The organism is Ruegeria denitrificans (assembly GCF_001458295.1).
In the GTDB taxonomy this organism is placed as follows: domain Bacteria; phylum Pseudomonadota; class Alphaproteobacteria; order Rhodobacterales; family Rhodobacteraceae; genus Ruegeria; species Ruegeria denitrificans.
In genome coordinates this window covers 303,307-326,819 of record NZ_CYUD01000003.1, presented here as the reverse complement: position 1 = coordinate 326,819, position 23,513 = coordinate 303,307, and the positions used below count along the sequence as shown (strand labels likewise).

Genomic DNA, 23,513 nt, shown 5'->3' with positions numbered 1-23,513 from the left:
ATGGTCCAATGATCTGCGGAACACCCGAAAAACAGGGGCCATCATGGGACTATTCATCCTCCGACGGTTCGGCGTCATGCTGTTGACAGCATTGTGCCTGACTTTCGTGGTCTTCTTTCTGACTAACCTATATCCGAACTTGGAAAAGCTGGCCAAAACCCAGGGCAATCAACGGATGTCCGACGAACAGGTCGAGGCCTGGCTGGGCAATCGTGGATACCTGCAACCTACGCTGATCAAATATGGTCAATGGCTGGGTGTGGCCCCGGGCTTTACCAAAACTCTGGATGACGGCACTTTTGTAGGCACCTGTATCCGACCCGGACTGACCGAGGAAACCACACCCCGGTTCTGCGGTATCCTTCAGGGAGAATGGGGGTATTCCACCGTCTTCAAGGACGAAGTTGGTACCATTGTCGGCAAGCGTCTGGGCAATACCGGTTACCTGATGCTGTGGGTTCTGATCCTGATGGTTCCGTCCGCATTGATTGTGGGCGTGTTGGCCGGAATGCGCGAAGGCTCGGCGTTGGATCGGTCTTTGTCTACCCTTTCGATCATCACCACAGCAACACCGGAATACGTGTCAGGCGTGATCTTCATCGCGATCTTCACCTCGTCCACCGTTGGCCTGAAATGGTTCAAGGGCACCGCGACGCAGGCGATGGACAATCCCACATTCGAGAACTTCTTCCTGCCGGTGCTGACCATCGCGCTGTATGGGATGGGCTACATCGCCCGAATGACCCGCGCCTCGATGACCGAGGTGATGACAGCACAGTACATCCGCACCGCGCGGCTGAAAGGCGTGTCCTTCCCGAACATCGTCGTGAAGCACGCGCTGCGCAATGCACTGATCGCGCCCTTTACTGTCATCATGCTGCAGTTCCCATGGCTGCTGAACGGCGTGGTGATCGTTGAGACCCTGTTCAACTACAAAGGTTTCGGCTGGGCGCTGGTTCAGGCGGCAGGCAACAACGACATCCAGCTGTTGCTGGCGATTTCCGTCGTGTCGGTCTTTGTGGTGCTGGTGACGCAGCTGATCTCGGATATCGGCTACGTTTACCTCAACCCGCGCATTCGCATTTCTTAAGGAGGGTTAGATCATGGAACCACTTACCTGGACCGGCTCCATCGCCTTCCTGAACCCGCTGCTTATGATCGCAATCGCAGCTCTACTGGTGTCCGTCGTGATCTGGATTGTTGGCAGCATCGTGCTGCCCGAGGCGCCGATGAACGTGAACATGGATGGAACGCTCAGCTCGGGCTCGGGCATCCGCGGGATGACCCAAAAGGCGCTGCGTTACAGCTTTGCCGCCTGTGTCGCGCTGGCCGTGGCTTATATCGTGCTGGGCGTTGTGATGGGCACTGGCGCGGGCATCATCGGAGCAATCTCGCAGCAGTTTCTGCCTGTCTGGCTGTCGCTGATCATCCTTTACGCCATGTCGATTGCCTTTAAACGGCGGCTGGGTCTGTATGGCAAACTGTTCGACAGCCCCATCGGCATGATCGGCTTTGGCCTGGTGATGTTCTGGGTGTTCACCGGCGTCTTCGGGGCGCTGGACCTGATTGTTACCCATGATCCTCTGTCGCAAGTTTCGGGAATGAAGAACAAGGTGCCCGGAACGCCTCTGCCTAGCCCGGAAGACGGGGAATACACATGGTATCTGCTGGGAGGTGATAACCTTGCCCGCGACGTCTTCAGCCGCATGGTCAAAGGCGCCTGGATCGTGGTGCAGATTGCGCCGCTGGCGACGTTGTTTGCCTTTATGGTCGGAATCACTCTGGGCCTGCCCGCTGGGTACTATGGCGGTCGGTTGGATACGTTCCTGTCCTTCCTGGCCAACCTGATCCTGGCCTTCCCGGTAATCCTGCTGTTCTATCTGCTGGTTACACCGGAAATCGTAGCAACAGGTGTGCCAAACTATATGGCCGCCGTGCTGTTCATCTTCCCGATCCTGTTTATCGGCGTTCTGCTGAATTCACGCTATTACACGCGACCGAATTTCCGCACGCCGTTGCTGATCGGAGTTCTGGGCATTGCGATCTGGTTCTATCTGTCGCTGATTTCGACTGGCGGTTACATCATCAATACCGACAGTTACAGTATCTGGGGATTGCCGACCTATCTGGACCTGTTCGACATTCCCGGCGGCATCCTTGTGGTTTTCGTGTCCGTGGTCTTTGTAAACTCGCCCACCGTGTTCCGCATCGTGCGTGGCCTGGCTTTGGACATCAAAACCCGTGACTACGTAGCCGCGGCGCAGACCCGGGGTGAAGGCCCTTGGTACATTATGCTGTGGGAGATCCTACCCAATGCGCGCGGTCCGCTGATTGTCGATTTTTGTCTGCGGATTGGCTATACCACCATCCTTCTGGGAACCTTGGGTTTCTTTGGGCTTGGCCTACCACCGGAAAGCCCGGACTGGGGTTCGACGATCAACGAGGGGCGCAAGCTGCTTTCGATCTACCTGCATCCTGCCCTGCCCCCTGCGTTGGCTCTGTTGTCGCTGGTTCTTGGATTAAACCTGCTGGCGGACGGTCTGCGTGAGGAAAGCTTGAAGGACTGATGTGATCGAGGCCGGGGGCTTTGCCCCCGGACCCCCAGGATTTTTAGCCAGATGAAGGGGAACCCCGGACTCTCGCGAGGAGATATAAGATGAATAAACTGGCGGAATATGACGGCCCGATCCTTGAGATCGACAAGCTGTCGATTTCCTTCTTCACTCGCCTGCGGGAAATCCCTGCTGTGATGGATTTTTCAGTAAGCGTTCAACCCGGCGAAGCGGTTGGACTTGTTGGTGAATCCGGCTGTGGGAAATCCACTGTTGCTTTGGGCGTGATGCAGGACCTCGGTAAAAACGGTCGGGTTGTTGGCGGCACGATAAAGTTCAAAGGGCGCGACCTGTCCGAGATGACCTCGGACGAACTGCGCGACATTCGCGGCAATGAAATCGCCATGATTTATCAGGAGCCGATGGCCTCGCTGAACCCGGCGATGAAGATCGGCAAGCAACTGATGGAAGTGCCCAAGATCCACGAAGGTGTCGGTGCAGAAGAGGCCTATGCCCGCGCGCTTGAGGTGGTGACTGATGTGCGCCTGCCCGACCCCGAGCGGATGTTGAATTCCTTCCCGCACCAATTGTCAGGTGGTCAGCAGCAGCGGATCGTGATCGCTATGGCGCTGATGTCTAAACCGGCGCTGCTGATTCTGGATGAACCGACCACCGCCTTAGACGTGACGGTTGAGGCCGCCGTGGTTGAATTGGTCAAGGATCTGGGCAAGAAATACGGCACCTCGATGTTGTTCATCTCGCACAATCTGGGTCTGGTGCTTGAGACCTGCGACCGGCTGTGTGTGATGTATTCAGGTGAGGCGGTGGAACGCGGCTCGATCCACGATGTGTTCGACGAGATGCAGCATCCCTATACTCAGGCGCTGTTCCGCTCGATCCCCCTGCCCGGTGCCGACAAGAATGCACGTCCGCTGGTCGCCATTCCGGGGAACTTCCCTCTGCCGCATGAACGGCCGTCAGGATGTAACTTTGGTCCGCGCTGCGACTATTTCGAAGAGGGTCGCTGTGACGCGCAAAATATCCTAATGGAGCCGGTGCCCGGCAATGACCGTCACCATACGCGGTGTCTGAAATTCCAGGAAATCGACTGGAATGCACCGATCACCTTGGGTGAACAAAAGGAAAAGGGCGAAATCGGTCGCACCGTTCTGAAGATGGACAACCTCAAGAAATACTACGAGGTGGCCGCGAACGCGCTTTTCGGGGGTGGCGAGACCAAGGTTGTGAAAGCCAACGAAACATTGAGTTTCGAAGCTCATGAATCCGAGACGCTGGCCATTGTGGGCGAATCCGGTTGCGGCAAGTCCACCTTCGCCAAGGTGTTGATGGGTCTGGAAACTGCCACCGATGGTCAGATCCTGCTGGACAACCGCAATATCGAAGCCGTCCCCATTGAGGAGCGCGACGCCAAGACCGTGGGCGAAGTTCAGATGGTGTTCCAGAACCCGTTCGACACGCTGAACCCTTCGATGACAGTGGGCCGTCAGATTATCCGCGCGTTGGAAATTTTTGGCGTTGGAAAATCCGAGGCTGAACGCAAGCAACGCATGCTGGAACTGCTGGATCTGGTGAAACTGCCCCGTGCTTTTGCGGATCGAATGCCGCGTCAGCTTTCAGGCGGGCAGAAGCAACGCGTGGGTATCGCCCGCGCTTTTGCCGGGGACGCGCGCATTGTGGTGGCGGACGAGCCCGTCTCGGCCCTGGACGTCTCCGTGCAGGCGGCGGTGACTGATCTGCTGATGGAGATCCAGCGCGAACACAAAACCACGCTGCTGTTCATCAGCCACGACCTGTCCATTGTGCGCTATCTCAGCGATCGAGTGATGGTGATGTACCTGGGGCATGTGGTCGAACTGGGCACCACTGATCAGGTTTTCGCCCCACCCTATCACCCATATACTGAGGCCTTGCTGAGCGCCGTGCCCATCGCGGATACGTCGGTCGAGAAGCAGCATATCGTGCTTGAGGGCGATATTCCTTCGGCCATGAACCCACCACCGGGCTGCCCGTTCCAGACCCGGTGCCGCTGGAAATCAGAAGTTCCCGGTGGGTTGTGCGAGCAAGACGTACCACCAGTGAAAACTCTGGCCGAAGGGCATCAGGTAAAATGTCATCTGGCCGAAGATATTCTGGCCCGTATGGAGCCCGTCATCAAAATCGCTGCGGAATAGACTTCAGGCATGGGGCGTCGGTTTCCGACCGGCGCCCTTTGTCATTTCCTAATTGGATTTGCCCATGAACACTTGAAGTACTAAGGCTGGGGCTGAAATAACGTGCAAAGAGTTCAACTCAGCCGCCCCAAATCACCTTCACGTAGTTCTGGGTTTCCTTGTATGGTGGTATGCCGCCATGTTTCTCAACCGCCTTGGGTCCGGCATTGTAGGCTGCTAGCGCCAGACGCCAGGATTTGAATTTGCGGTATTGCCATGACAGATACCGCGCACCGCCTTCCAAATTCTGTTGTGGATCATGCGGGTTCACACCCAAGAGCTGCGCTGTACCCGGCATCAGTTGCGCCAGACCCAAAGCGCCTTTGTGTGATACCGCATGCGGGTTCCAACCGCTTTCTTGCTGGACCAGTCGTAAAAACAGTTCCTCCGGAACGTTATGTTTGCGTGCGGCCTGTCGTGCCAGCGTCATATATTCACCGCGATACTTCCCGGTATAGCGTTTGTTGAATTTTGGCTGGGCTGTCTTCGGTTTTAGTCGCTCAGAATCCCGGTACTGGGTTGCGGCGCGTGAGTCCAAAACCTTGGATTGTTTAAGGAATATGTCCTTCCGGCTTTTGGTCGACAACGTTTGCGCGGCCACTGGAACCGAGGCCATAGCAACGCATAAACCAACGAAACAACCAACCAGAAAACGCATTCAAGCAAATCTCGCCTAGCCAGGAACCTTGGGGAGTATAGGTATCTCAGTTAATAATGAAAGCATGGTAAACGTGCCTTAAGTAATTTCTTGCCAAGTGTTGCAGGCAGTAACTGTTTTCAACCAAGACGCAGGGCGTATAGGGTCGCTGAGAAACAATGCGTCAGATTCGGCGCGCATACGTCAATTCAGAACGGGGAAGTACATGGCGGGTTCAGTCAACAAGGTCATTCTGGTCGGAAATCTTGGCCGCGATCCCGAGGTCCGGACATTCCAGAACGGCGGCAAGGTTTGCAATCTGCGCATCGCCACATCCGAAAACTGGAAAGACCGCAACACGGGTGAACGTCGCGAGCGTACCGAATGGCACTCGGTCGCGATTTTCAACGAAGGCTTGGTCCGCGTGGCCGAGCAATACCTGCGCAAAGGGTCCAAAGTCTACCTTGAAGGCCAGCTGCAGACCCGTAAATGGCAGGATCAATCTGGTCAGGATCGGTATTCAACCGAGGTGGTTCTGCAGGGCTTTGGCTCGACTTTGGTGATGCTGGATGCCCGCGGTGAAGGCGGCGGCGGTGGTTACGGCGGCGGCCAGTCGGGCGGTTATGGCGGCGGTCAGGCCGGCGGCGGATATGGCGAACCCTATGGTAGCCAATCCAGCGCCCCTGCCCCGGCATCAGGCGGAATCGACGACGACGAGATTCCGTTCTAAGCAAAACGGAGGCATATCATGACATGGTCCTTCTCACTCGGCCGGCTACTGGGGTCCGAGCTGAGGGTCCATGTCACCTTCTTCCTGCTGCTGGCCTGGGTCGGTTTCGCCGCCTATGCCAGCGGCGGTTTGCCAGCCGCCATCGAGAACCTGTTCTTTGTACTGGCGTTGTTTGCCTGCGTCGTCGCGCACGAATTCGGCCATGTGCTGATGGCTCGGCGATACGGGATCAAAACCCCTGACATAACCTTGCTGCCTATTGGCGGGTTGGCGCGGTTGGAACGGATGCCGGAAAAACCGATGCAAGAGGTCTGGGTGGCCCTTGCCGGACCAGCGGTGAACATTGTCATCTGGATCATCCTGGTCGCGCTTGGAGCCGGTATGCCATTGGAGACGATGGCGCAGATCGACACCACTATTCCGGGTCTGCTGAACCGTCTGGCCTATGTGAACCTGCTGCTGGCAGCCTTCAATATGATACCCGCTTTCCCGATGGATGGCGGACGGGTTTTCCGCGCTTTGCTGTGCCTGAAAATGGATCGGGTCAAAGCAACCAGGATTGCTGTCATCGGTGGACAGATCGTGGCTGTCGCATTTGGCTTCTGGGGATTGAGCACCGGCAACGCCATTTTGGTCCTGATCGCCGTCTTTGTGTTTATCGCCGCCAATTCAGAAGGCCAAGATGTCGCCATGCGCTCGATCGCGCGGCGGGTTTTGGCGCGCGATGCGATGATCACCGAATTCCACGCTTTGTCCCCATCTGACACATTGGCCACAGCAGCGCAGGCGGTCATTCATACCACGCAGCACGAATTTCCCGTGCTGGATGGCGACGGCGCCCTGCTAGGGTTTGTGACCCGAGACCATTTGTTCGCAGCGCTGGCCGGGGACACGCCACGTTCCGACCCGGCCACGTCAATTATGGAAACCAATATCCCGAGGGTTCAACTGACCAGCGGGCTCGAGATGGTTTTGGAAACGCTCCACAAAGGTGCCCCAGCCATCGCCGTCTGCTCGCAAACAGGCAAAATGGTCGGCTACATCACTCGCGAAAACATCGGCGAGCTGATGGTGATCCAAGGCCGTTGATCAGACTGTCGCCAATGCGTCTTCCAGCACCGAAATCACCGCCTCACGTGGAACGTCTGACGTCACGAAGGCTTCACCGATTCCACGCGCCAGAATGAACCGCAGTTGGCCGTCGATCACCTTCTTGTCCTGCGCCATCAGATCGACCAGAGCTTCGGCCCCCGGTATATCGCCGGGAATATCGGCCAGATCGGTCTTCATGCCCATGGCGCGCAAATGCGCCCGAACGCGGCTAGGGTCTTCCTGCGAACACAGCCCTAGACGTGAGGACAATTCGAACGCCAGCGCGCAGCCGATAGCCACGCCTTCGCCATGCAGCAGACGGTCGGAATAGCCGGTGGCGGCCTCAAGCGCGTGGCAGAAAGTATGGCCTAGGTTTAGCAACGCGCGGTCGCCCTGCTCAGTCTCATCCCGCGCTACGATATCGGCTTTCATCTGCACCGAACGCGTGACGGCGCGCACCCGTGCGGCCATGTCGCCGCCTGAAACAGCCGACCCATAGGTTTCGAGCCATTCAAAAAACGCCGCATCCCCCAGCAGGCCGTATTTCACTACCTCGCCATAACCAGACAGGAAATCGCGCGGGGTCATCGACCCCAACACCGACGTGTCAGCCAGCACCAGAGACGGCTGATGGAATGCCCCAATCAGGTTCTTGCCCTGCGGTGCGTTGATGCCGGTCTTACCCCCCACCGAGCTGTCGACTTGCGCCAGTAGAGAGGTTGGAATTTGTACAAACCGCACGCCTCGACGCAGGACCGATGCGGCAAAACCCACCAGGTCGCCAATAACACCGCCACCAAACGCAATGACCACATCCCGGCGTTCAACTTTCTCAGCTAGCAACCATTCGACGGTGCGTTCGAAATGTGGCCAGCTTTTTGTTGCTTCACCAGCGGGCAAAGTCAGTGACGACATCTCGATCCCGGCCGATGCCAAGCCATCGCGCAGGGCATTCAGATGCAGCGCGCCAACGTTTTCATCCGTCACCACGGCCACTTTGAACCGATGCAGCAACGGCGCGATCCGGTTGCCAGCCTGCGCCAGCAAGTCCGGACCGATTTCCACATCATACGAGCGTTCGCCCAGCTCTACATGTACGGTTTGGTGCATTATTTCCGTTCCAAAACATCGGGGCGTGTAAGCAACGCATCCACCACCCGGTTCACCATATTCTCGATCGAGGTCACGCCATCGGACTCGGCGATCAAATCCGCCTGCGCATAAACCGGCACGCGTTGTTCATACAAGCCGCGCAACGTCGCATAGGGATCAGCCGTGCGCAGCAAGGGGCGTGTGTCCTTATGTTTGACGCGATTCCACAGAACCTCGAGATCGGCCCGCAGCCAGACTGAGACCCCGCGCTCGGTGATCGTTGCGCGGTTGTGTTCAGCCAGAAACGCACCGCCACCGGTCGACAGAATGCCTTTTTCCTCATCCAGCAGACGCCCGATGACCTGAGATTCTTTGGCGCGGAAAAACGGCTCTCCATCGCGTTCGAAGATCTCGGGGATGGTCATGTTGGCCGCCGATTCGATCTCGGCATCGCTGTCCAGGAAAGGAACACCCAGTCGCGCGGCCAGCGCGCGGCCCACCGCCGTCTTTCCTGCCCCCATCATGCCTACAAGTACCACCGTTTTGTGCAGTGCAAAGCCCGCATCTGTGTCCAAGTTGGGGGTGTTATGCTTAATTTCGCTCATTTCACTGTGAATGACGTGATCTTAGGAAAAATGCTAGCTATAACTATGACAAAAGAGAAAAATGGGGCAGCGTTGAGCAATGGGCCGTCTAGTTAAGTTCCTGATATACCTGATTTGCCTGTGTTTCATAGGCCTGGTGGCATACGCCTATCTCGGGCCGTTCTTCGGAGCCGACTTCTCGGCACCGCAAGACGAGATACGAGAACCGGTAATCCTGAATGTCGAATAAGGCCGTAGTGTTTGCGCTGTTCCTGGCCGGATCGGCGCAGGCGCAGCAAGAACCTCTTTCCGTCATTGAGTGGTTGAACACCCCGCCAGAGAACCTGCCTGGGACCGTTCTGCTGGAACCGTCCGTGACGCAGACCGGCGTACGACCGGACGTTGAGGTCACACCTCTCGAGGCGTTATCTCCACCACTTGGGTTAGTGTCGTCTTCTGTGACGGGCCTGCCCGTGGACCTATGGCAGAACAGCGATCCCGACCGGCTGGCGCAACTGATCGCCCGCGTGCCTGTCAAATCCAACCCTGCGATGCAGCGCCTGTTGTTCACCCTGCTGCTGTCCGAGGCGCGGGCTCCTGCCGGACCTGATGCGCAGGAGACCCTGTTGCTGGCCCGTCTCGATCGTCTAATGCAGCTAGGCGCCGCCGATCCTGTTCAATCTCTGGTGCAGCTGGCTGGCCCGACCGACAGCCGCGCGCGGTTTCAACGCTGGTTCGATGCGACTCTGCTAACCGGAGATGAGGATCGCAGCTGTACCGCGCTGATCGCGCAACCGCACCTATCGCAGGACTACGCGGCGCAAATTTTCTGCAAGGCACGCCGTGGAGACTGGAATTCTGCCGCGCTGACGCTTGAGGCCGCCCACGCACTGCAAGTCCTACCGCCCGAAGATCTGGATGTTCTGGACCGATTCCTAAGCCCCGAACTGTACGAGGATGCCGAGTACCTCCCCCAGCCCGACAATCCCGACCCGCTGATCTTTCGTCTGTTCGAGGCAATTGGGGAACGGTTACCTTCTGCCCCTCTGCCGCGCGCATTTGCCAACGCCGACCTGCGTGATGTGGCCGGTTGGAAAGCCCAAATCGAAGCGGCCGAGCGCCTGACCCGGATTGGCGCGCTGACCCCTAACCAGCTTTTGGGCCTGTATACAGAACGTGATCCGGCGGCCTCTGGTGCGGTTTGGGACCGGGTGTCAGCCATTCAGAAATTCGAAAGCGCGCTGGAAAACGGGCAGCCCGAAGCGATCGCCAAAACATTGCCAAACGTTTGGGAACAGATGCACAGCGTCGGGCTGGAGGTTCCGTTCGCTGATCTGTTCGCAGGTCGCCTATCGCAAATCACCATGCCGGACCCTGCGGCTGAAAACCTGCGGTGGCGCATCTTGTTGTTGTCCGAACTTTACGAAACCGCTGCCCTCACGCCGCCGGACCAATCAGAAGAAACTCAATTTTTAGCTGCTTTGGCACAAGGCGATCCTGGGCGTGCACATAGCCTGTCACCAATGGCCGATGCCGTAGCCCAGGGCTTTGCCTGGGCCGCGCCGATCCCATCTGATATTCAGGGGATGCTGAACAACGGTCAGCTTGGCGAAGCCATTCTTGAAACGATGGAGGTGTTTGCCCATGGCGCGCGCGGCAACCTTGTCGATCTGAGCGCCGCCATTGCCACGCTGCGCCGGGTTGGTCTTGAGGATACCGCGCGACGGGCTGCTCTGAACCTTTTGATCCTGCAGGGCACGTGATCATGGCGTCCCCGGCAACATCCGAACTTTGGATCTCCACCTTCCTGCAGGCCCAGGCCGCCGAACTTGGGGCGGCCAACAATACGCTATTGGCCTATGGCCGCGACCTGAAGGATTTCGCTGCCTGGTTACAGCGACGCAAAACCGGCTTTGCCGAGGCTGACCGGGATCAGATCGAGGCGTATCTGATCGATTGCGACGCGCAAGGTCTGGCACAATCCACCCGGGCGCGACGATTGTCGGCAATCAAACAGATCTACCGTTTCGCATTCGAGGAAGGCTGGCGCGATTCCAACCCCGCCATTCAGATCAAGGGGCCCGGGCGGCAGAAACGCCTGCCCAAGACGCTGGACGTGCCCGAGGTGGACCGGCTGCTGCAAGCCGCCCGCCAGACCGGGCGCACCGAAGCTGACCGGGTGCGCAACACCTGCCTGATGGAGGTACTTTATGCCACAGGCATGCGCGTGACCGAACTGGTCTCGCTGCCTGTGTCTTCGGCGCGCGGCGATCCCCGCATGTTGCTGGTGTTGGGCAAAGGCGGCAAGGAACGGATGGTACCGCTGTCTCCCCCAGCGCGCGAGGCGCTGGCCGCTTGGCTTGGCGTGCGGGATGAGACCGAGGATCAACTGGTTGCCGACGGTGGCCAGCGATCCAGGTTCCTGTTTCCCTCACGCGGCAAATCCGGGCACTTGACGCGGCATATGTTCTTTCTGCTGGTAAAGGAACTGGCCGTTCAAGGTGGTGTGTCGCCAGAAAAGGTCACGCCGCACACGTTGCGCCACGCCTTTGCGACGCATCTTCTGGCTAACGGTGCCGATCTGCGGTCGATCCAAACCCTGTTAGGGCACGCAGATGTGGCAACCACCGAGATTTACACGCATGTTCTCGACGAACGTCTGGCTGAGCTGGTGTTAGAGCATCACCCGCTGGCGAAAGACCCCGACAACAAGGGCTAACCCCTTGATCCGCAGGGGACGCACCCCCATAACGGATGCAGAAACACCAACAACCAAGGACCAATGGAACCCTCTTCTTCTCTGATCGACAGCGCATTCTGGTTTACCACAGGCGCCATTCTTCTTTTGCTCGTATTGTCGGGTTTTTTCTCGGGTTCTGAAACGGCATTGACCGCATCGTCACGCGGCAAGTTGCGTGCGCAAGCCGACAAAGGCTCGCGCGGGGCGCAAAAGGCACTGGACATCACCGATGACAATGAACGGCTGATCGGCTCGGTCCTGCTGGGCAACAACCTTGTGAACATCCTAGCGGCCTCGCTGGCCACGGCCTTGTTTACTCGATTGTTCGGCGAAAGCGGTGTGGCACTGGCAACGCTGGTGATGACCTTACTGGTGCTGGTCTTCGCCGAGGTTCTGCCCAAGACCTACGCCATCACCAACGCAGAAAAAGCCGCCGCACTGGTCGCGCCGATCATCAGTATTGTGGTGACGGTGTTCTCGCCCATGGTTGCGGCGGTACGTCTGCTTGTTCGTGGCGTTCTGCGCCTGTTCGGCGTCCAGATCGACCCTGACAGCAACATCCTCGCCGTGCGCGAAGAAATCGCTGGCGCGCTGCAGCTGGGCCATTCCGAAGGAGTGGTCGAAAAAGAAGACCGTGACCGCATCCTTGGCGCACTTGATCTGGGGGACCGAACGGTCGAAGAAATAATGCTTCACCGCTCGAACATTGAGATGATCGACGCTAACGACGCGCCCGAAGCCATTTTACAGCAATGTCTGAAAAGCCCACACACTCGCCTGCCTGTTTTCCGGGATGAGCAGGAGAACATCGTGGGCGTCGTTCACGCCAAGGATCTGTTCCGCGCCATGTACGCACATGCAGGCGCCAGCGAAAGCGACACCAACCGGCTGAAAGAGTTCGATATCTCCAAAGTAGCAAACGACCCCTATTTTGTGCCGGAAACCACCACTCTGGACGACCAGATGCGGGAATTCCTGCGGATGCACAGCCATTTTGCGTTGGTTGTCGACGAATACGGATCATTACGCGGTTTGATAACGCTGGAGGATATTCTCGAAGAAATCGTGGGCGAAATCGCCGACGAGTTCGATATCGAAGAAGACGTTCCGGTGACCCGCACCGAAGACGGGCAGTTTCTGGTCGAAGGCGCAATGACCATCCGTGACGCGAACCGCGCGATGGACTGGTCCCTGCCCGATGAAGAGGCGAACACCATCGCCGGGCTTGTCATTCACGAGGCGCAGATGATCCCGGTCGTCGGTCAGGTATTCGCGTTCCATGGGTTCCGGTTTGAAGTCACCGCAAAGGAAGGCAACCGGGTGACCGAGCTGAAAATCCGGCACCTTTAACAAAAAATCCGGCGCCCACCATCGGGCGCCGGTTTCAATTTTGAGGTTACGCGAACCAGGTCCGGCTGGCGACGTAGCCATCCATCAGGTCGCCGTTCGCATGTGCAGACCAACCGGTAACTTTTTCCGAGTAACCGTCGATGAACTGGTTGAACATCGGGTTGATCAGACCACCCTCTTCCCAGACGATCCGCGCCATCTGAGCGTAGACGTCTTTGCGCTTGGAGGTGTCCAACTCGGCACGGGCTTTCAATAGCAGTGCGTCGAACTCTTCGTTTTTGAAGTTGGTGTCGTTCCAGTCTGCGGTCGACAGATAACCAACCGACCACATCTGATCCTGTACCGGACGTCCACCCCAATACGAAGCACAGAACGGTTTGTTGTTCCAAACTTCCGACCAGTAGCCATCTGCCGGTTCACGCTGAATCTCAAGCGGGATGCCCGCCGCCTGCGCCGACAACTGGAACAGCTGTGCCGCGTCTATCGCACCGGCAAAGGCCGCGTCTGACACATGCAGAACGATGGGCGAGCCGTCATGACCCGATGCTTTGTAATGCTCAGAGGCCTTGGCCAGGTCGAACTGGCGTTGCTCCATGGATGCGTCAAACAGCGGGTAGGCTTCGTTGATCGGGATATCGTTCCCGACCGAACCAAAGCCGCGCAGTACCTTGTCGACCATCTCTTCGCGGTTGATGGCGTATTTCAACGCCAGACGCAGGTCTTTGTTGTCAAACGGCGCGGTGTCGGTGTGCATGACAAAGATGTAATGCCCACGACCCGACGTCGCGTTGAGGGTGACGCCCGGCGCGCGGCCAAACAGCTTGGCAGTACGCGGTGGCACCACGTTGATCGCATGAACCTGACCGGCCTGCAAAGCCGCCGAACGGGCGGTGTCATCGTTCAGAACAAGGATTTCGTGGCTGTCATAGTGGCCAACGGTTTCGTCCCAGTGGTTGGCGAACTTCTCGAACGCGTAACGTACACCGGGCTCATCTGCAGTCACCTTATAGGCACCGGTCGATATGCCCTCGCCCGGATTGTCGATACCACCGCCCGGCTGCATGACCAGGTGATAGTCAGACATCAGATACGGCAGGTCGGCATTGGGCGTGTTTAGCGTGATCACCACATAGTCGCCATCAACACGTACATCCTCGATCCCGCGCATGATGCCCAAAGCACCCGACTGCGAATCTTCGTTCGAATGGCGCGCCAACGTCAGTTGCACATCCTCGGGTGTCAGGGTCTTGCCGTTGTGGAATTCAACACCCTTGCGGATCTTGAAAGTCCAGACCTTGCCGTTCTCAGACGCTTCCCAGCTTTCGGCCAGGCTCGGCTCGATTCCACCATCGGTAGTAACCACGGTCAACGTGTTGCCATAAGCCCGCAGCGCCTTGGCCGTTACATGCGACGCTGAAAGTGCCGGGTCCAGCGAGTTGGTGCTTTCGCCACCCTTCAGCCCCAATACGAAATGGCCGCCTTTTTTGGGCGTCTCGGCCAGACCGGCCTCGACCCAGATCAGGTTCGCGGCTGTGGCAGTCAAGCCAAGTGCCGCGGCTTTCGCCATGAATTCGCGGCGGCTCAGCGCTTGGGGTTGGGGATCAAACTTGCTCATCTCTTATCCTTGTAGAGTAGTTTACGTAGGGCCGAATTCGGTCGCCTCGTAGTTTGATTCTGTTACAGAACCGTGACCGCATTTGCCGGAAGTTGCTGGTGAGCGCAATTTGCGTCAGCGACACGTTTTGTCGCATTCAGCGTTGCATCCGCACCCCTGTTGATCAGACTGGCAAAAACACTGACGGAGGCGTTCATGAAACTGGAGACCCGTGTGGCAGTTATTGGCGGCGGCGTCGTCGGATGTTCCGTGCTGTACCACCTGACCAAACTGGGCTGGTCCGACGTCATGTTGCTGGAGCGGTCAGAACTGACCAGCGGCTCGACCTGGCACGCGGCAGGCGGGTTTCACACCCTGAACGGTGACACCAATATGGCCGCGCTGCAGGGGTATACGATCCGCCTGTATAAAGAACTGGAAGAGATCACCGGCATGTCTTGCGGTTTGCACCACGTAGGCGGGGTAACGTTGGCCGACAATCAGGACCGCTTTGATATGTTGCTGGCCGAACGCGCCAAACATCGGTTCATGGGATTGGAAACCGAGATCGTCGGGCCGGACGAAATCAAGAAGATCGCACCCATCACCAACACCGACGGCATCATCGGTGCGCTGTATGATCCGCTGGACGGGCATCTGGACCCATCGGGCACCACCCACGCCTATGCCAAGGCGGCTCGGATAGGCGGGGCCACGATCGAAACGCATTGCATGGTGCACGAGACCAACCAGCGCCCCGATGGCACCTGGGACGTGGTCACCGACAAGGGCACCATTCATGCCGAGCATGTGGTGAACGCCGGCGGCCTCTGGGCGCGCGAGGTCGGTGCGATGGCAGGTGTCTATTTCCCTCTGCACCCGATGGAACATCAGTATCTGGTGACGGACTCGATCCCGCAGATCGAAGCGATCATTAACGCTGGCGGGGAGCACCCGCACGTAATGGACCCTGCTGGGGAAAGCTATTTGCGGCAAGAAGGGCGCGGGCTGTGCATCGGGTTCTATGAGCAACCCTGCAAGCCCTGGGCCGTCGACGGTACACCGTGGGAGTTCGGGCACGAGCTGCTGCCCGATGACTACGACAAGATCACCGACAGTATCGAATTCGCCTATCGCCGCTTTCCCGTTTTGGCCGAAGCTGGAGTGAAATCTGTGATCCACGGGCCGTTCACCTTTGCGCCGGACGGGAACCCACTGGTCGGGCCAGTGCCGGGCATGCGCAATTACTGGTCGGCCTGCGGCGTGATGGCGGGGTTCAGCCAAGGCGGCGGCGTCGGCCTGACACTGGCGCAATGGATGATCGAGGGCGAACCGGAACGTGACGTGTTCGCAATGGACGTGGCCCGGTTCGGAGACTGGATCAGCCCCGGCTATACCCGCCCGAAGGTGATCGAAAACTACCAGAAACGGTTCAGCGTCGCCTATCCGAATGAGGAATTGCCTGCCGCGCGCCCGAACCGGACAACCCCAATGTACGACATCTTCAGCGATTTGGGCGCAGTCTGGGGCCAGCAATACGGGCTGGAGGTACCAAACTATTTCGCCCAAGAGGATGAGCCGGGCTATGAAACCCCCTCATTCCGCCGTTCGGACGCGTTTGACGCGACAGGGCGCGAGGTGCGTGCGGTTCGAAACAACGTCGGCATCAACGAAGTCCACAATTTTGGCAAGTACTGCATCACCGGCCCAACGGCCCGCGCATGGCTGGACCAGATTATGGCCGGGCGGATTCCACAACTTGGCCGAGTGTCCCTGACCCCGATGCTATCACCGAAGGGTAAGCTGATCGGAGATTTTACCGTTTCCTGTCTGGCAGAGGATAAGTTTCAACTGACCGCCTCATACGGCAGTCAGGCATTCCACATGCGCTGGTTCCTGCAGCACCAACAAGGCGGTGTGAAAATTGAGAATATCAGCGACCGGTTGAACGGGTTTCAAATCGCAGGCCCGAATGCGACGCGTGTACTGGCCGCTTGCACCCGGGACGATAATTCAGATCTTCGCTTTCTGGATGTGCGGCGCATGACCGTTGGTATGACCGACTGTATCGTGCAACGGGTCAGCTATACCGGCGATCTGGGGTATGAGATCTATTGTGACCCGATGGCGCAAAGGCAACTGTGGTGGGTTCTGTGGCAAGCCGGGCAATCGCACGAGATGGTACCGTTCGGCATGCGCGCGATGATGAGCTTGCGCCTGGACAAGTTCTTTGGATCGTGGATGCGGGAATTCTCGCCTGACTATACTGCTGCGGAAACAGGTCTGGACCGGTTCATATCGTTCTCGAAAAATGTCGATTTTATCGGTAGAGCCGCTGCTGAACAGGACCGGCCTCGGGGGCCAGCACGCAAATTGGTGGCTTTTGAGGTGGATGCCGATGATGCCGATGTGAACGCATATGAGCCGATTTGGCTGGACGGCAGCGTAGTGGGGTTCTGCACATCGGGCGGGTATTCGCACTATGCGAGGAAGTCGGTCGCAATGGGTTTCCTGCCTGCAGACCGGGTGAAAGATGGGTTGCAAGTTGAAATCGAAATCCTCGGTCAGTTGCGCAAGGCCTGGGTGATCTCGGAACCGCTTTTTGACGCCGATGGCGCGCGCATGCGGGGATGACACCGAACGATTGCAGCGTCATGGTGGCGGCATGACGCAAATACCCATCATCCTGCTGGCTGCCGGGCAATCCAGTCGAATGGGCGGTCAGGACAAGCTGTTGCAGATCGTCGACGGCCAACCATTGCTGCGCCGAGCGGCCTTGATTGCCTGTCAAGCGGCACCGGTTATCGTCGCCCTGCCCCCCGCCCCGCATCCCCGATTCAAAGCCCTTGAGGGGTTGAGCCTACTCAGAGTCGAGATCCCAGACGCCAACGAAGGTATGAATGCCAGCCTGCGCGGCGCGCTGGCGCATGTGCCCCCTGATGCCGGGGCCGTGATGATATTGCTGGCAGATTTGCCAGACATCACCACCGCCGATCTTTCGGACGTCTTATCTGCGGTCCAATCCCACCCGGATAAGTTGATATGGCGCGGGGCGACTGCCAGCGGCAAGGCAGGTCACCCGGTCGCATTCGATCGCAGCCTTTTCAATCAGCTGAGCCACTTAACGGGGGACAAAGGCGCGCAATCCGTTGTGCGCGCGCATGCGGACAAGGTTCATCTGCACGCCCTGCCTGGACAAAACGCATTGCTGGACTTGGACACGCCTGCGGATTGGACTGCTTGGCGCGCAAAACGTAGCACCTGAATTCACAGTGTCTGAAAGTAAGTCGGCCCGGTCGAAACCGACCGGGCCGCTACCCAAAACAGGACTACCACTTTTCATCAATCCCGGAAACGCGGCCAATAATGTCTATCGACACTCTGGCTATTCTGCCGCCGAACCTAAACAAGACCCCCTCGTTAACATGCCGCTCAGCGTTTCCAGTGACTGTGACAAGCCTTGGGCACCCCCTAGTGCCTTCGGCTCCCCCTCGCTTGGGCACATTCATCGTCACCGATCCGATGGTTTCAAACAACGTAAAATTGGATGGAACGGTTAATTTTGCCAATCTCAGAATGGTTTTTTCGCAACATCTTCTGAACGACAGTCAACCAGAAGGTGATCACTGTTTCCATATTAGCACCCATCTCACATCGTTATGCATGCATCTAATGGGCTATGTGGTTTTTATGCTATTGATTGTTTCCGGCAAACGCGTTCACACCTACATGCAAACACAACCTATGGGTGAATACGGAAAAAACGTGAATTTTGACAGCTGACTTGTTAACGATTTCGTTTCAATTCAACCCTTTTCGCTTTTTGGCCCCAAAACCGGCAACAATCCACCGATTCGCAGGCTGTGATTCGCGCAAATCCTCCGATCTCCGCCCTTGAATGCCGTGATAAAAACGTCTGTTTGTGGCGAAATTAAGATATCTTAACAATTCGCTCAGGAAACACTCAGACAGAAGGCGCATTTCCAGTCTCAACGCGCGGTCGCACCCGCGTGAAATAAACAGGAGACAAAAATGAGCATCCGCAAATCCTCACTTCTTTTGCCCGGGACAGCCAGTTGGGTTGGCGCTGGCGCACTGAGCGCCGCATTGTTGGCGACCACCGCCCTGCCCTCGATGGCCGACGAAGCGTTGGCAGATCTTGTAGAAAGCGTGTCGCCGTCGGTCGTCACCATCATCGCGGAACAAGGCGCCGCACCGGTTCCGGCCCAGGGCCAGGAGTTCGATTTTGATCAGCACCCGTTCGGTGAATTTTTCAAACGTTTCGGCGCGCCCGAAGGGTTCAACGCACCGCAGCGTGGACCAGCCCAAGGACTGGGCTCGGGATTTGTCCTGGATGAAGCGGGGTACATCATCACCAACCATCACGTTGTCGAAAATGCCGAAGCTGTAACGGTGCGCATGTCGGATGACCGAAGTTTTGAGGCCGAAGTCATTGGCACCGACCCGCTGACCGATATCGCCGTTCTAAAGATCGACGCCGGTGAAACTCTGCAGGCAGTAGAGTTGGGTGACAGCGACGTGATCCGCGTGGGCGAAGACGTGGTGGCCATCGGCAATCCGTTCGGACTGCATTCAACTGTGACAACGGGGATCGTGTCGGCTAAGGGCCGCAACATCTCGCAAGGGCCATATGCCGAGTTCATTCAGACAGACGCAGCCATCAACAAAGGCAATTCAGGCGGACCGCTGTTTAACATGGAAGGCCAAGTCGTGGGCGTTAATTCGGCCATCTACTCACCTACCGGTGGGTCCGTGGGCCTGGGATTTGCGGTGACATCTAACATCGTTGAACACATCGCCGCCGACCTACGCGATGACGGTCAAGTCAGCCGTGGCTGGTTGGGTGTGTCGATCCAAAATGTCAGCCCCGAGATCGCTGCGGCCTTGGGCATCGACAGCTCGACTGGCGCACTGGTTTCGGACGTCGTTGCTGACAGCCCGGCCGAGGGTGTGCTGAAACAGGGTGACGTTATCCTTACGTTCAACAATGAAATCGTCGATTCCAGCAGCGATCTTCCGATCCTTGTTGGCACGACCAAAGTGGGTACCGACAGCGTTCTGACCGTTCTGCGCGATGGCAAGGAACAGCAGATCGAACTGACCATAGGCCAGCATCAAAGCGCTTCGGCCCAGATCGACAAATCGGTGGATGAGACCGTCTCGGGCACTGCTCTGGGTGTGACTGTTGCCCCCCTGACTGACAGCAATCGGGCCCAGATGGGCGTGGCCGAGAATGTCGATGGTGTGATCGTCACAGACCTGAATCCCGACAGCCCGGCGGCCAAAGCTGGTCTGCAGCGGGGCGATGTGATCGTGAAACTGGGTGGTCAGGAAACCGCCAGTCCGGACGCGTTGAAAGCCGCGCTGGACAGCGAGAAAACCGACCCCGCGCTTGTTCTGATCAATCGCGGCGGTAACCAGATCTTTGTCGCGGTGGAAATCGCCTGATCTGACACCAGCGCGCGCCACGTGATGGGGAAATCTGGCGGGCGCCTCCCTGGTGGTTTGAATTGTCCGCAAACCGCCGGGACTGCCGGGTGCGATACACCGCACCCGGCAGACTGATTAACCAAACCATGTGCTTTGCCCAGAATTTATGTTTAAGTCCCGGTAGAAAGGAACTCGCATAATGAGCCGTCGCCTGCTGATCGTCGAAGATGACGAAGACACACGAGAGTTCATCGCCAAAGGCTTTGGCGAAGAAGGCTATGCGATTGAGCAGGCTGAGGATGGCCGCGAAGGTCTGTATCATGCCACCGACGGTGGATTTGACGCGGTCGTATTGGACCGGATGTTGCCGGGACTGGACGGGCTGTCACTCATCAAGTCGATGCGTGCGGCGGGCGTCAAAACTCCGGTTCTGATGCTGACCGCCATGAGCGCCGTTGACGAGCGTGTCAAAGGCCTGCGGGCCGGGGCGGATGACTATCTGGTCAAGCCGTTTTCGTTCCAGGAACTACACGCCCGGATTGAGGCCCTACTGCGCCGTCCGCAAGAGTCAGAGGAAAGCCCGGCGCTGAATTGTCGCGACCTTGAGATGGACTTGCTAACCCGCAAGGTCACCCGCAACGGGCGTGAGATCACCCTCACCCCGCGTGAGTTTCAGATTCTGGAATTCTTCCTGCGGCGTAAAAACCGCGTGGTGTCGCGCACCATGTTGCTCGAGGGTGTTTGGGATTACCACTTCGACCCGAACACCAATGTGGTCGACGTCCATATCTCAAAACTGCGGCGTCAACTGGACGAAGGTGGCGAACCGCCGCTGATTGAAACCGTCCGGGGCGCCGGTTACATGATATCTGATGGATAACCTGCGACTTTCCTTCAACAATTCCAGAACACGCCTCGTACTGGCCAGCATGATCCTCAGTACATTGCTGACGGCCACCGTGTTGGCATTGGTCTATGTCACAGCGAACCGCAGCATTGAAAGCGAGACACGCTCGGTCGTATCGGCCGAGCTGACCGGGCTGGCGGATGAATACGAACGCAGGGGTCTAATCGGGTTGATGCGGGCGATCGAGCGCCGCCTTCCAACCGCCGCAGACCGCGATGCGTTATACCTGTTGACCGATCGCTTTGGCGTCAATCTGGCCGGCAACCTCAAACAATGGCCCGAGAATATCGCCGCGGGCAGCGGCTGGGTTGATCTGGAACTACGTCGGGCTGAAAATGATGAACTGGTGCCTGTCTCGGCAGCCTCGGTTCGTCTGCCCGGTGGTGAACGTCTACTGGTGGGGCGTGACGCACTGGCGCGGCAACAATTCGACCGGGTTCTGTTGCGCTCGGTCGGCATTGCACTGGCAATTGCACTGGCGTTGAGCGTGCTGACAGGCTGGCTGTTTACCCGTCTGGTCTTTTCCCGCCTGTCCGATATCGCCAACACGGCCGAGAATATCGTGTCGGGCGACTTGTCCCGGCGCATGCCCATGCGCGGCACCGGGGATGAGTTCGATCAGGTGTCCGGGACGCTCAACACCATGCTGGACCGGATCGAGGAACTGGTCAGCAATCTGCGCACCACGTCGAATTCAATCGCACATGATCTGCGCTCGCCTCTGTCGCGGCTGAAGCAACGGGTCGAAACTCTGTCCGATCCTTCAAAAACGGAACAGGAGCGCGAGGTCGATATCGCACGGGCCAGTGTGGAAATTGACCATGTTCTGCGAGTGTTAGGGCAACTGACCGAAATTTCTCGCGCCGAAGCAGGTGTTGGTCGGGAACAATTCGAACCGGTCGATCTGCAGCAACTGGTGGCGGATGTAGTGGAGCTTTACGATCCCGTAGCCGTCGATCAGGGTATCCAGCTTGAGGTCACGGGCACGGCAACTCTGATACTGGGGCATCGACCCCTGTTGTCGCAGGCCCTGTCAAACCTGCTGGAAAACGCCATGCGTTATGCGCCGCAGGACACAACCGTCACGATCAACCTGTCCGAGGATGGTCCCTACTCTAGTCTGAGCGTCCGCGACCGTGGTCCCGGAGTACCACAAGAAGACCTGTCGCGCTTGCAAATGCCGTTTGTCACACTGGACCCAGCCCGAACCGAGCGAAATGCCGGTCTGGGCCTGGCCCTAGTCGCCGCGATTTCCCACATGCATGGCGGCGCGTTTGAGGCCAGCAACTGTAATCCTGGGCTTGAGGCGAAAATCAAATTGGCCCGCAAACCCTAGTCAGGTGCGCCGTTAATCGCCATCATCTTGTTTTTATACCGTTTATCGGCGGTTACATCCGTGCCAAACCAATCCGGCGGAATATAACTCTTTGCCCCGGATTCGGTCTCAAATTCCACTTCGACCAGCCGCAGCGGGGCCAGATCGCCTAGAAACACGTCCAGTTCAAATACGTGCCCGTTGGGCAATCGGCCTGTGTAGCGTTCCTTTTCCACTCGGCGTCCTTCCGTTTCAGGCCAGAAGGTGTCGAATTGCTCGGCCGAGATTTCTGCCTCACGCTCAACCCGCACCATCGCGCCGCTGCCTTTGAGTGTCAGAAAGAACCGATCGTTCTTTTGACGCAGACGCAGTTCGGTGGAATCGTCGGGTGCCGTCAAATAACCTTGTCGCACGACGGCTTTCTCTGTGCCACTCAGGTCCGGCAGGTCGGCGACCAGAAATTTGCGTTCAATTTCCGTGTTCATTTATTTGGAACCCCTCGCTTTTCTAGTTCATCAAACAATGCCTGATACGCGACGCTGGCGTCACTGCGACCGGCGAAGATACTGACCGGGGCACGGTTCTCGCCCATACGCTCAATATCAGCGGCGAAAGGAACCTCGGCTTCCAGGATCCGCTTTTTGTACTGTTTTCGCATCTTCTCTATCGTTTCCAGATGCAAGGTTTTGCGCCGCTGCACCATCGAGAAGAACGCCCTCAACTTTTTCTTGGGCAGCTTTTGTTCGTCAAAGAAAGCTACTAGCTGCGCCAGCGACCGTTCAGACAAGGTGGTCGGGATGACAGGCACGACGATCTGATCCGCCGCCCTAAAGACGTTCTCGGACAGTGTCGAAAAGTTTGGCGGGCAATCCAGAATGATCACGTCATAATCGCTTCCGGCAGCAACCAATGCCTTTTTCAAACGAGATCGCTTGTTCCGCATACGCGACAGAAACACGTCAAAATCCCGGAAGGTCAGGTTCGCCGGTAACACGTCCAACCCATCGAAATCGCTGGCTCTGATGGATTTGGTAAACCGCGAGACGTCCTCGAAGAACCGCGCATCTGTCAGTTTCTTCGACGGTTTCACCCGAAAATAGAATCCCGCCGCTCCTTGCTGATCAAGATCGCACAGCAACACGGTGTACCCTGCCTGCGCGTAGGCATAGGCGAGGTTCACTGAGGTCGCGGTTTTTCCCACACCACCCTTGTTGCTGTAGCAGGCAATGATCTTCACG

21 protein-coding genes are annotated in these 23,513 nt (G+C 57.6%); 15 read left to right on the top strand and 6 right to left on the bottom strand.

The features are described 5' to 3' along the window. The first annotated feature begins 43 nt into the window (after window positions 1-43). The 3 genes from RUE5091_RS06340 to RUE5091_RS06330 all read left to right on the top strand — a co-directional run bounded on the left by RUE5091_RS06340 (window position 44) and on the right by RUE5091_RS06330 (window position 4,744). Window positions 44-1,090, top strand: a complete 1,047-nt coding sequence (locus tag RUE5091_RS06340) for an ABC transporter permease (RefSeq protein ID WP_058281032.1) — start codon at window positions 44-46, stop codon at window positions 1,088-1,090. Between the two features lie 13 nt (window positions 1,091-1,103). Further along, window positions 1,104-2,567: an ABC transporter permease gene (locus tag RUE5091_RS06335; RefSeq protein ID WP_058281031.1), complete on the top strand. Its 1,464-nt coding sequence runs from the start codon at window positions 1,104-1,106 to the stop codon at window positions 2,565-2,567. 89 nt (window positions 2,568-2,656) lie between these two features. Beyond that, window positions 2,657-4,744 (top strand): dipeptide ABC transporter ATP-binding protein, encoded by a 2,088-nt coding sequence (locus RUE5091_RS06330; RefSeq protein WP_058281030.1) that lies wholly within the window; start codon window positions 2,657-2,659, stop codon window positions 4,742-4,744. 118 nt (window positions 4,745-4,862) lie between these two features. On the opposite strand, the gene RUE5091_RS06325 is transcribed toward RUE5091_RS06330, so the two are convergent. Continuing rightward, a complete protein-coding gene (locus tag RUE5091_RS06325) occupies window positions 4,863-5,441 on the bottom strand; it encodes a lytic transglycosylase domain-containing protein (RefSeq protein ID WP_058281029.1) in 579 nt (192 codons plus the stop codon). Window positions 5,442-5,646: 205 nt separating this feature from the next. On the opposite strand from RUE5091_RS06325, the gene ssb reads away from it, so the two are divergent. Both ssb and RUE5091_RS06315 read left to right on the top strand, forming a co-directional pair. Next, window positions 5,647-6,150, top strand: a complete 504-nt coding sequence (gene ssb, locus RUE5091_RS06320) for a single-stranded DNA-binding protein (protein ID WP_058281028.1) — start codon at window positions 5,647-5,649, stop codon at window positions 6,148-6,150. A gap of 18 nt (window positions 6,151-6,168) precedes the next feature. Next, window positions 6,169-7,239 carry a site-2 protease family protein gene (locus RUE5091_RS06315; protein ID WP_058281027.1) on the top strand — a complete coding sequence of 357 codons (1,071 nt, stop codon included), beginning with the start codon at window positions 6,169-6,171 and terminating at the stop codon, window positions 7,237-7,239. Here RUE5091_RS06315 and aroB read toward each other — a convergent pair whose 3' ends face one another. After that, on the bottom strand, window positions 7,240-8,352 hold the full coding sequence (gene aroB / locus RUE5091_RS06310; protein WP_058281026.1) for a 3-dehydroquinate synthase: 1,113 nt from the start codon (window positions 8,350-8,352) through the stop codon (window positions 7,240-7,242). After that, complete coding sequence (locus RUE5091_RS06305; protein ID WP_058281025.1) at window positions 8,352-8,939, bottom strand: shikimate kinase; 588 nt, start codon at window positions 8,937-8,939, stop codon at window positions 8,352-8,354. The genes aroB and RUE5091_RS06305 overlap by 1 nt, the downstream gene beginning before the upstream one ends. Before the next feature lie 79 nt (window positions 8,940-9,018). On the opposite strand from RUE5091_RS06305, the gene RUE5091_RS23230 reads away from it, so the two are divergent. The 4 genes from RUE5091_RS23230 (at window position 9,019) to RUE5091_RS06290 (ending at window position 13,008) form a co-directional block, all read left to right on the top strand. Beyond that, a complete protein-coding gene (locus tag RUE5091_RS23230; RefSeq protein ID WP_165590755.1) occupies window positions 9,019-9,168 on the top strand; it encodes a hypothetical protein in 150 nt (49 codons plus the stop codon). Then, the gene (locus tag RUE5091_RS06300) at window positions 9,158-10,681 is read left to right on the top strand and encodes a hypothetical protein (protein WP_058281024.1); all 1,524 of its coding nucleotides are present in this window, start codon (window positions 9,158-9,160) and stop codon (window positions 10,679-10,681) included. The genes RUE5091_RS23230 and RUE5091_RS06300 overlap by 11 nt, the downstream gene beginning before the upstream one ends. Window positions 10,682-10,683: 2 nt before the next feature. Then, entirely contained in the window at window positions 10,684-11,637 is a 954-nt protein-coding gene (locus RUE5091_RS06295; RefSeq protein WP_058281023.1) for a site-specific tyrosine recombinase XerD, read from the top strand. Window positions 11,638-11,700: 63 nt separating this feature from the next. After that, window positions 11,701-13,008: an HlyC/CorC family transporter gene (locus RUE5091_RS06290; RefSeq protein WP_058281022.1), complete on the top strand. Its 1,308-nt coding sequence runs from the start codon at window positions 11,701-11,703 to the stop codon at window positions 13,006-13,008. A 46-nt stretch (window positions 13,009-13,054) separates the two neighbouring features. Here RUE5091_RS06290 and RUE5091_RS06285 read toward each other — a convergent pair whose 3' ends face one another. Then, window positions 13,055-14,623 carry an ABC transporter substrate-binding protein gene (locus RUE5091_RS06285; RefSeq protein ID WP_058281021.1) on the bottom strand — a complete coding sequence of 523 codons (1,569 nt, stop codon included), beginning with the start codon at window positions 14,621-14,623 and terminating at the stop codon, window positions 13,055-13,057. A gap of 195 nt (window positions 14,624-14,818) precedes the next feature. On the opposite strand from RUE5091_RS06285, the gene RUE5091_RS06280 reads away from it, so the two are divergent. The 6 genes from RUE5091_RS06280 to RUE5091_RS06260 all read left to right on the top strand — a co-directional run bounded on the left by RUE5091_RS06280 (window position 14,819) and on the right by RUE5091_RS06260 (window position 22,296). Continuing rightward, on the top strand, window positions 14,819-17,236 hold the full coding sequence (locus tag RUE5091_RS06280) for a GcvT family protein (protein ID WP_058281020.1): 2,418 nt from the start codon (window positions 14,819-14,821) through the stop codon (window positions 17,234-17,236). A gap of 31 nt (window positions 17,237-17,267) precedes the next feature. Then, window positions 17,268-17,867, top strand: a complete 600-nt coding sequence (locus RUE5091_RS06275; protein ID WP_058281126.1) for a nucleotidyltransferase family protein — start codon at window positions 17,268-17,270, stop codon at window positions 17,865-17,867. A gap of 101 nt (window positions 17,868-17,968) precedes the next feature. Further along, window positions 17,969-18,385: a hypothetical protein gene (locus RUE5091_RS23060; RefSeq protein ID WP_131726280.1), complete on the top strand. Its 417-nt coding sequence runs from the start codon at window positions 17,969-17,971 to the stop codon at window positions 18,383-18,385. A gap of 249 nt (window positions 18,386-18,634) precedes the next feature. Further along, a complete protein-coding gene (locus tag RUE5091_RS06270) occupies window positions 18,635-20,071 on the top strand; it encodes a Do family serine endopeptidase (protein ID WP_058281019.1) in 1,437 nt (478 codons plus the stop codon). 181 nt (window positions 20,072-20,252) lie between these two features. Continuing rightward, window positions 20,253-20,933: a response regulator transcription factor gene (locus RUE5091_RS06265; protein WP_058281018.1), complete on the top strand. Its 681-nt coding sequence runs from the start codon at window positions 20,253-20,255 to the stop codon at window positions 20,931-20,933. Continuing rightward, window positions 20,926-22,296 (top strand): sensor histidine kinase, encoded by a 1,371-nt coding sequence (locus RUE5091_RS06260; protein ID WP_058281017.1) that lies wholly within the window; start codon window positions 20,926-20,928, stop codon window positions 22,294-22,296. The genes RUE5091_RS06265 and RUE5091_RS06260 overlap by 8 nt, the downstream gene beginning before the upstream one ends. Here the strand turns inward: RUE5091_RS06260 and RUE5091_RS06255 are convergent. Beyond that, complete coding sequence (locus RUE5091_RS06255; protein ID WP_058281016.1) at window positions 22,293-22,760, bottom strand: CYTH domain-containing protein; 468 nt, start codon at window positions 22,758-22,760, stop codon at window positions 22,293-22,295. The genes RUE5091_RS06260 and RUE5091_RS06255 overlap by 4 nt on opposite strands. Next, entirely contained in the window at window positions 22,757-23,512 is a 756-nt protein-coding gene (locus tag RUE5091_RS06250; protein ID WP_058281015.1) for a ParA family protein, read from the bottom strand. Before RUE5091_RS06250 ends, RUE5091_RS06255 begins: the two co-directional genes overlap by 4 nt. Between the last annotated feature and the right edge of the window lies 1 nt (window position 23,513).

Excerpts from the sequence above, each read along its gene's own strand:
- RUE5091_RS06295 (WP_058281023.1), top strand. The coding sequence starts at position 10,684 with ATGGCGTCCCCGGCAACATCCGAACTTTGGATCTCCACCTTCCTGCAG.
- RUE5091_RS06315 (WP_058281027.1), top strand. The coding sequence starts at position 6,169 with ATGACATGGTCCTTCTCACTCGGCCGGCTACTGGGGTCCGAGCTGAGG.
- RUE5091_RS06285 (WP_058281021.1), bottom strand. The coding sequence starts at position 14,623 with ATGAGCAAGTTTGATCCCCAACCCCAAGCGCTGAGCCGCCGCGAATTC.
- RUE5091_RS06270 (WP_058281019.1), top strand. The coding sequence starts at position 18,635 with ATGAGCATCCGCAAATCCTCACTTCTTTTGCCCGGGACAGCCAGTTGG.
- RUE5091_RS06335 (WP_058281031.1), top strand. The coding sequence starts at position 1,104 with ATGGAACCACTTACCTGGACCGGCTCCATCGCCTTCCTGAACCCGCTG.
- RUE5091_RS06330 (WP_058281030.1), top strand. The coding sequence starts at position 2,657 with ATGAATAAACTGGCGGAATATGACGGCCCGATCCTTGAGATCGACAAG.
- RUE5091_RS06300 (WP_058281024.1), top strand. The coding sequence starts at position 9,158 with ATGTCGAATAAGGCCGTAGTGTTTGCGCTGTTCCTGGCCGGATCGGCG.
- RUE5091_RS06290 (WP_058281022.1), top strand. The coding sequence starts at position 11,701 with ATGGAACCCTCTTCTTCTCTGATCGACAGCGCATTCTGGTTTACCACA.
- RUE5091_RS06260 (WP_058281017.1), top strand. The coding sequence starts at position 20,926 with ATGGATAACCTGCGACTTTCCTTCAACAATTCCAGAACACGCCTCGTA.
- RUE5091_RS23060 (WP_131726280.1), top strand. The coding sequence starts at position 17,969 with ATGTCTATCGACACTCTGGCTATTCTGCCGCCGAACCTAAACAAGACC.
- RUE5091_RS06340 (WP_058281032.1), top strand. The coding sequence starts at position 44 with ATGGGACTATTCATCCTCCGACGGTTCGGCGTCATGCTGTTGACAGCA.
- ssb (WP_058281028.1), top strand. The coding sequence starts at position 5,647 with ATGGCGGGTTCAGTCAACAAGGTCATTCTGGTCGGAAATCTTGGCCGC.
- RUE5091_RS23230 (WP_165590755.1), top strand. The coding sequence starts at position 9,019 with ATGGGCCGTCTAGTTAAGTTCCTGATATACCTGATTTGCCTGTGTTTC.
- RUE5091_RS06325 (WP_058281029.1), bottom strand. The coding sequence starts at position 5,441 with ATGCGTTTTCTGGTTGGTTGTTTCGTTGGTTTATGCGTTGCTATGGCC.
- RUE5091_RS06275 (WP_058281126.1), top strand. The coding sequence starts at position 17,268 with ATGACGCAAATACCCATCATCCTGCTGGCTGCCGGGCAATCCAGTCGA.
- RUE5091_RS06255 (WP_058281016.1), bottom strand. The coding sequence starts at position 22,760 with ATGAACACGGAAATTGAACGCAAATTTCTGGTCGCCGACCTGCCGGAC.
- RUE5091_RS06265 (WP_058281018.1), top strand. The coding sequence starts at position 20,253 with ATGAGCCGTCGCCTGCTGATCGTCGAAGATGACGAAGACACACGAGAG.
- RUE5091_RS06305 (WP_058281025.1), bottom strand. The coding sequence starts at position 8,939 with ATGAGCGAAATTAAGCATAACACCCCCAACTTGGACACAGATGCGGGC.
- RUE5091_RS06280 (WP_058281020.1), top strand. The coding sequence starts at position 14,819 with ATGAAACTGGAGACCCGTGTGGCAGTTATTGGCGGCGGCGTCGTCGGA.
- aroB (WP_058281026.1), bottom strand. The coding sequence starts at position 8,352 with ATGCACCAAACCGTACATGTAGAGCTGGGCGAACGCTCGTATGATGTG.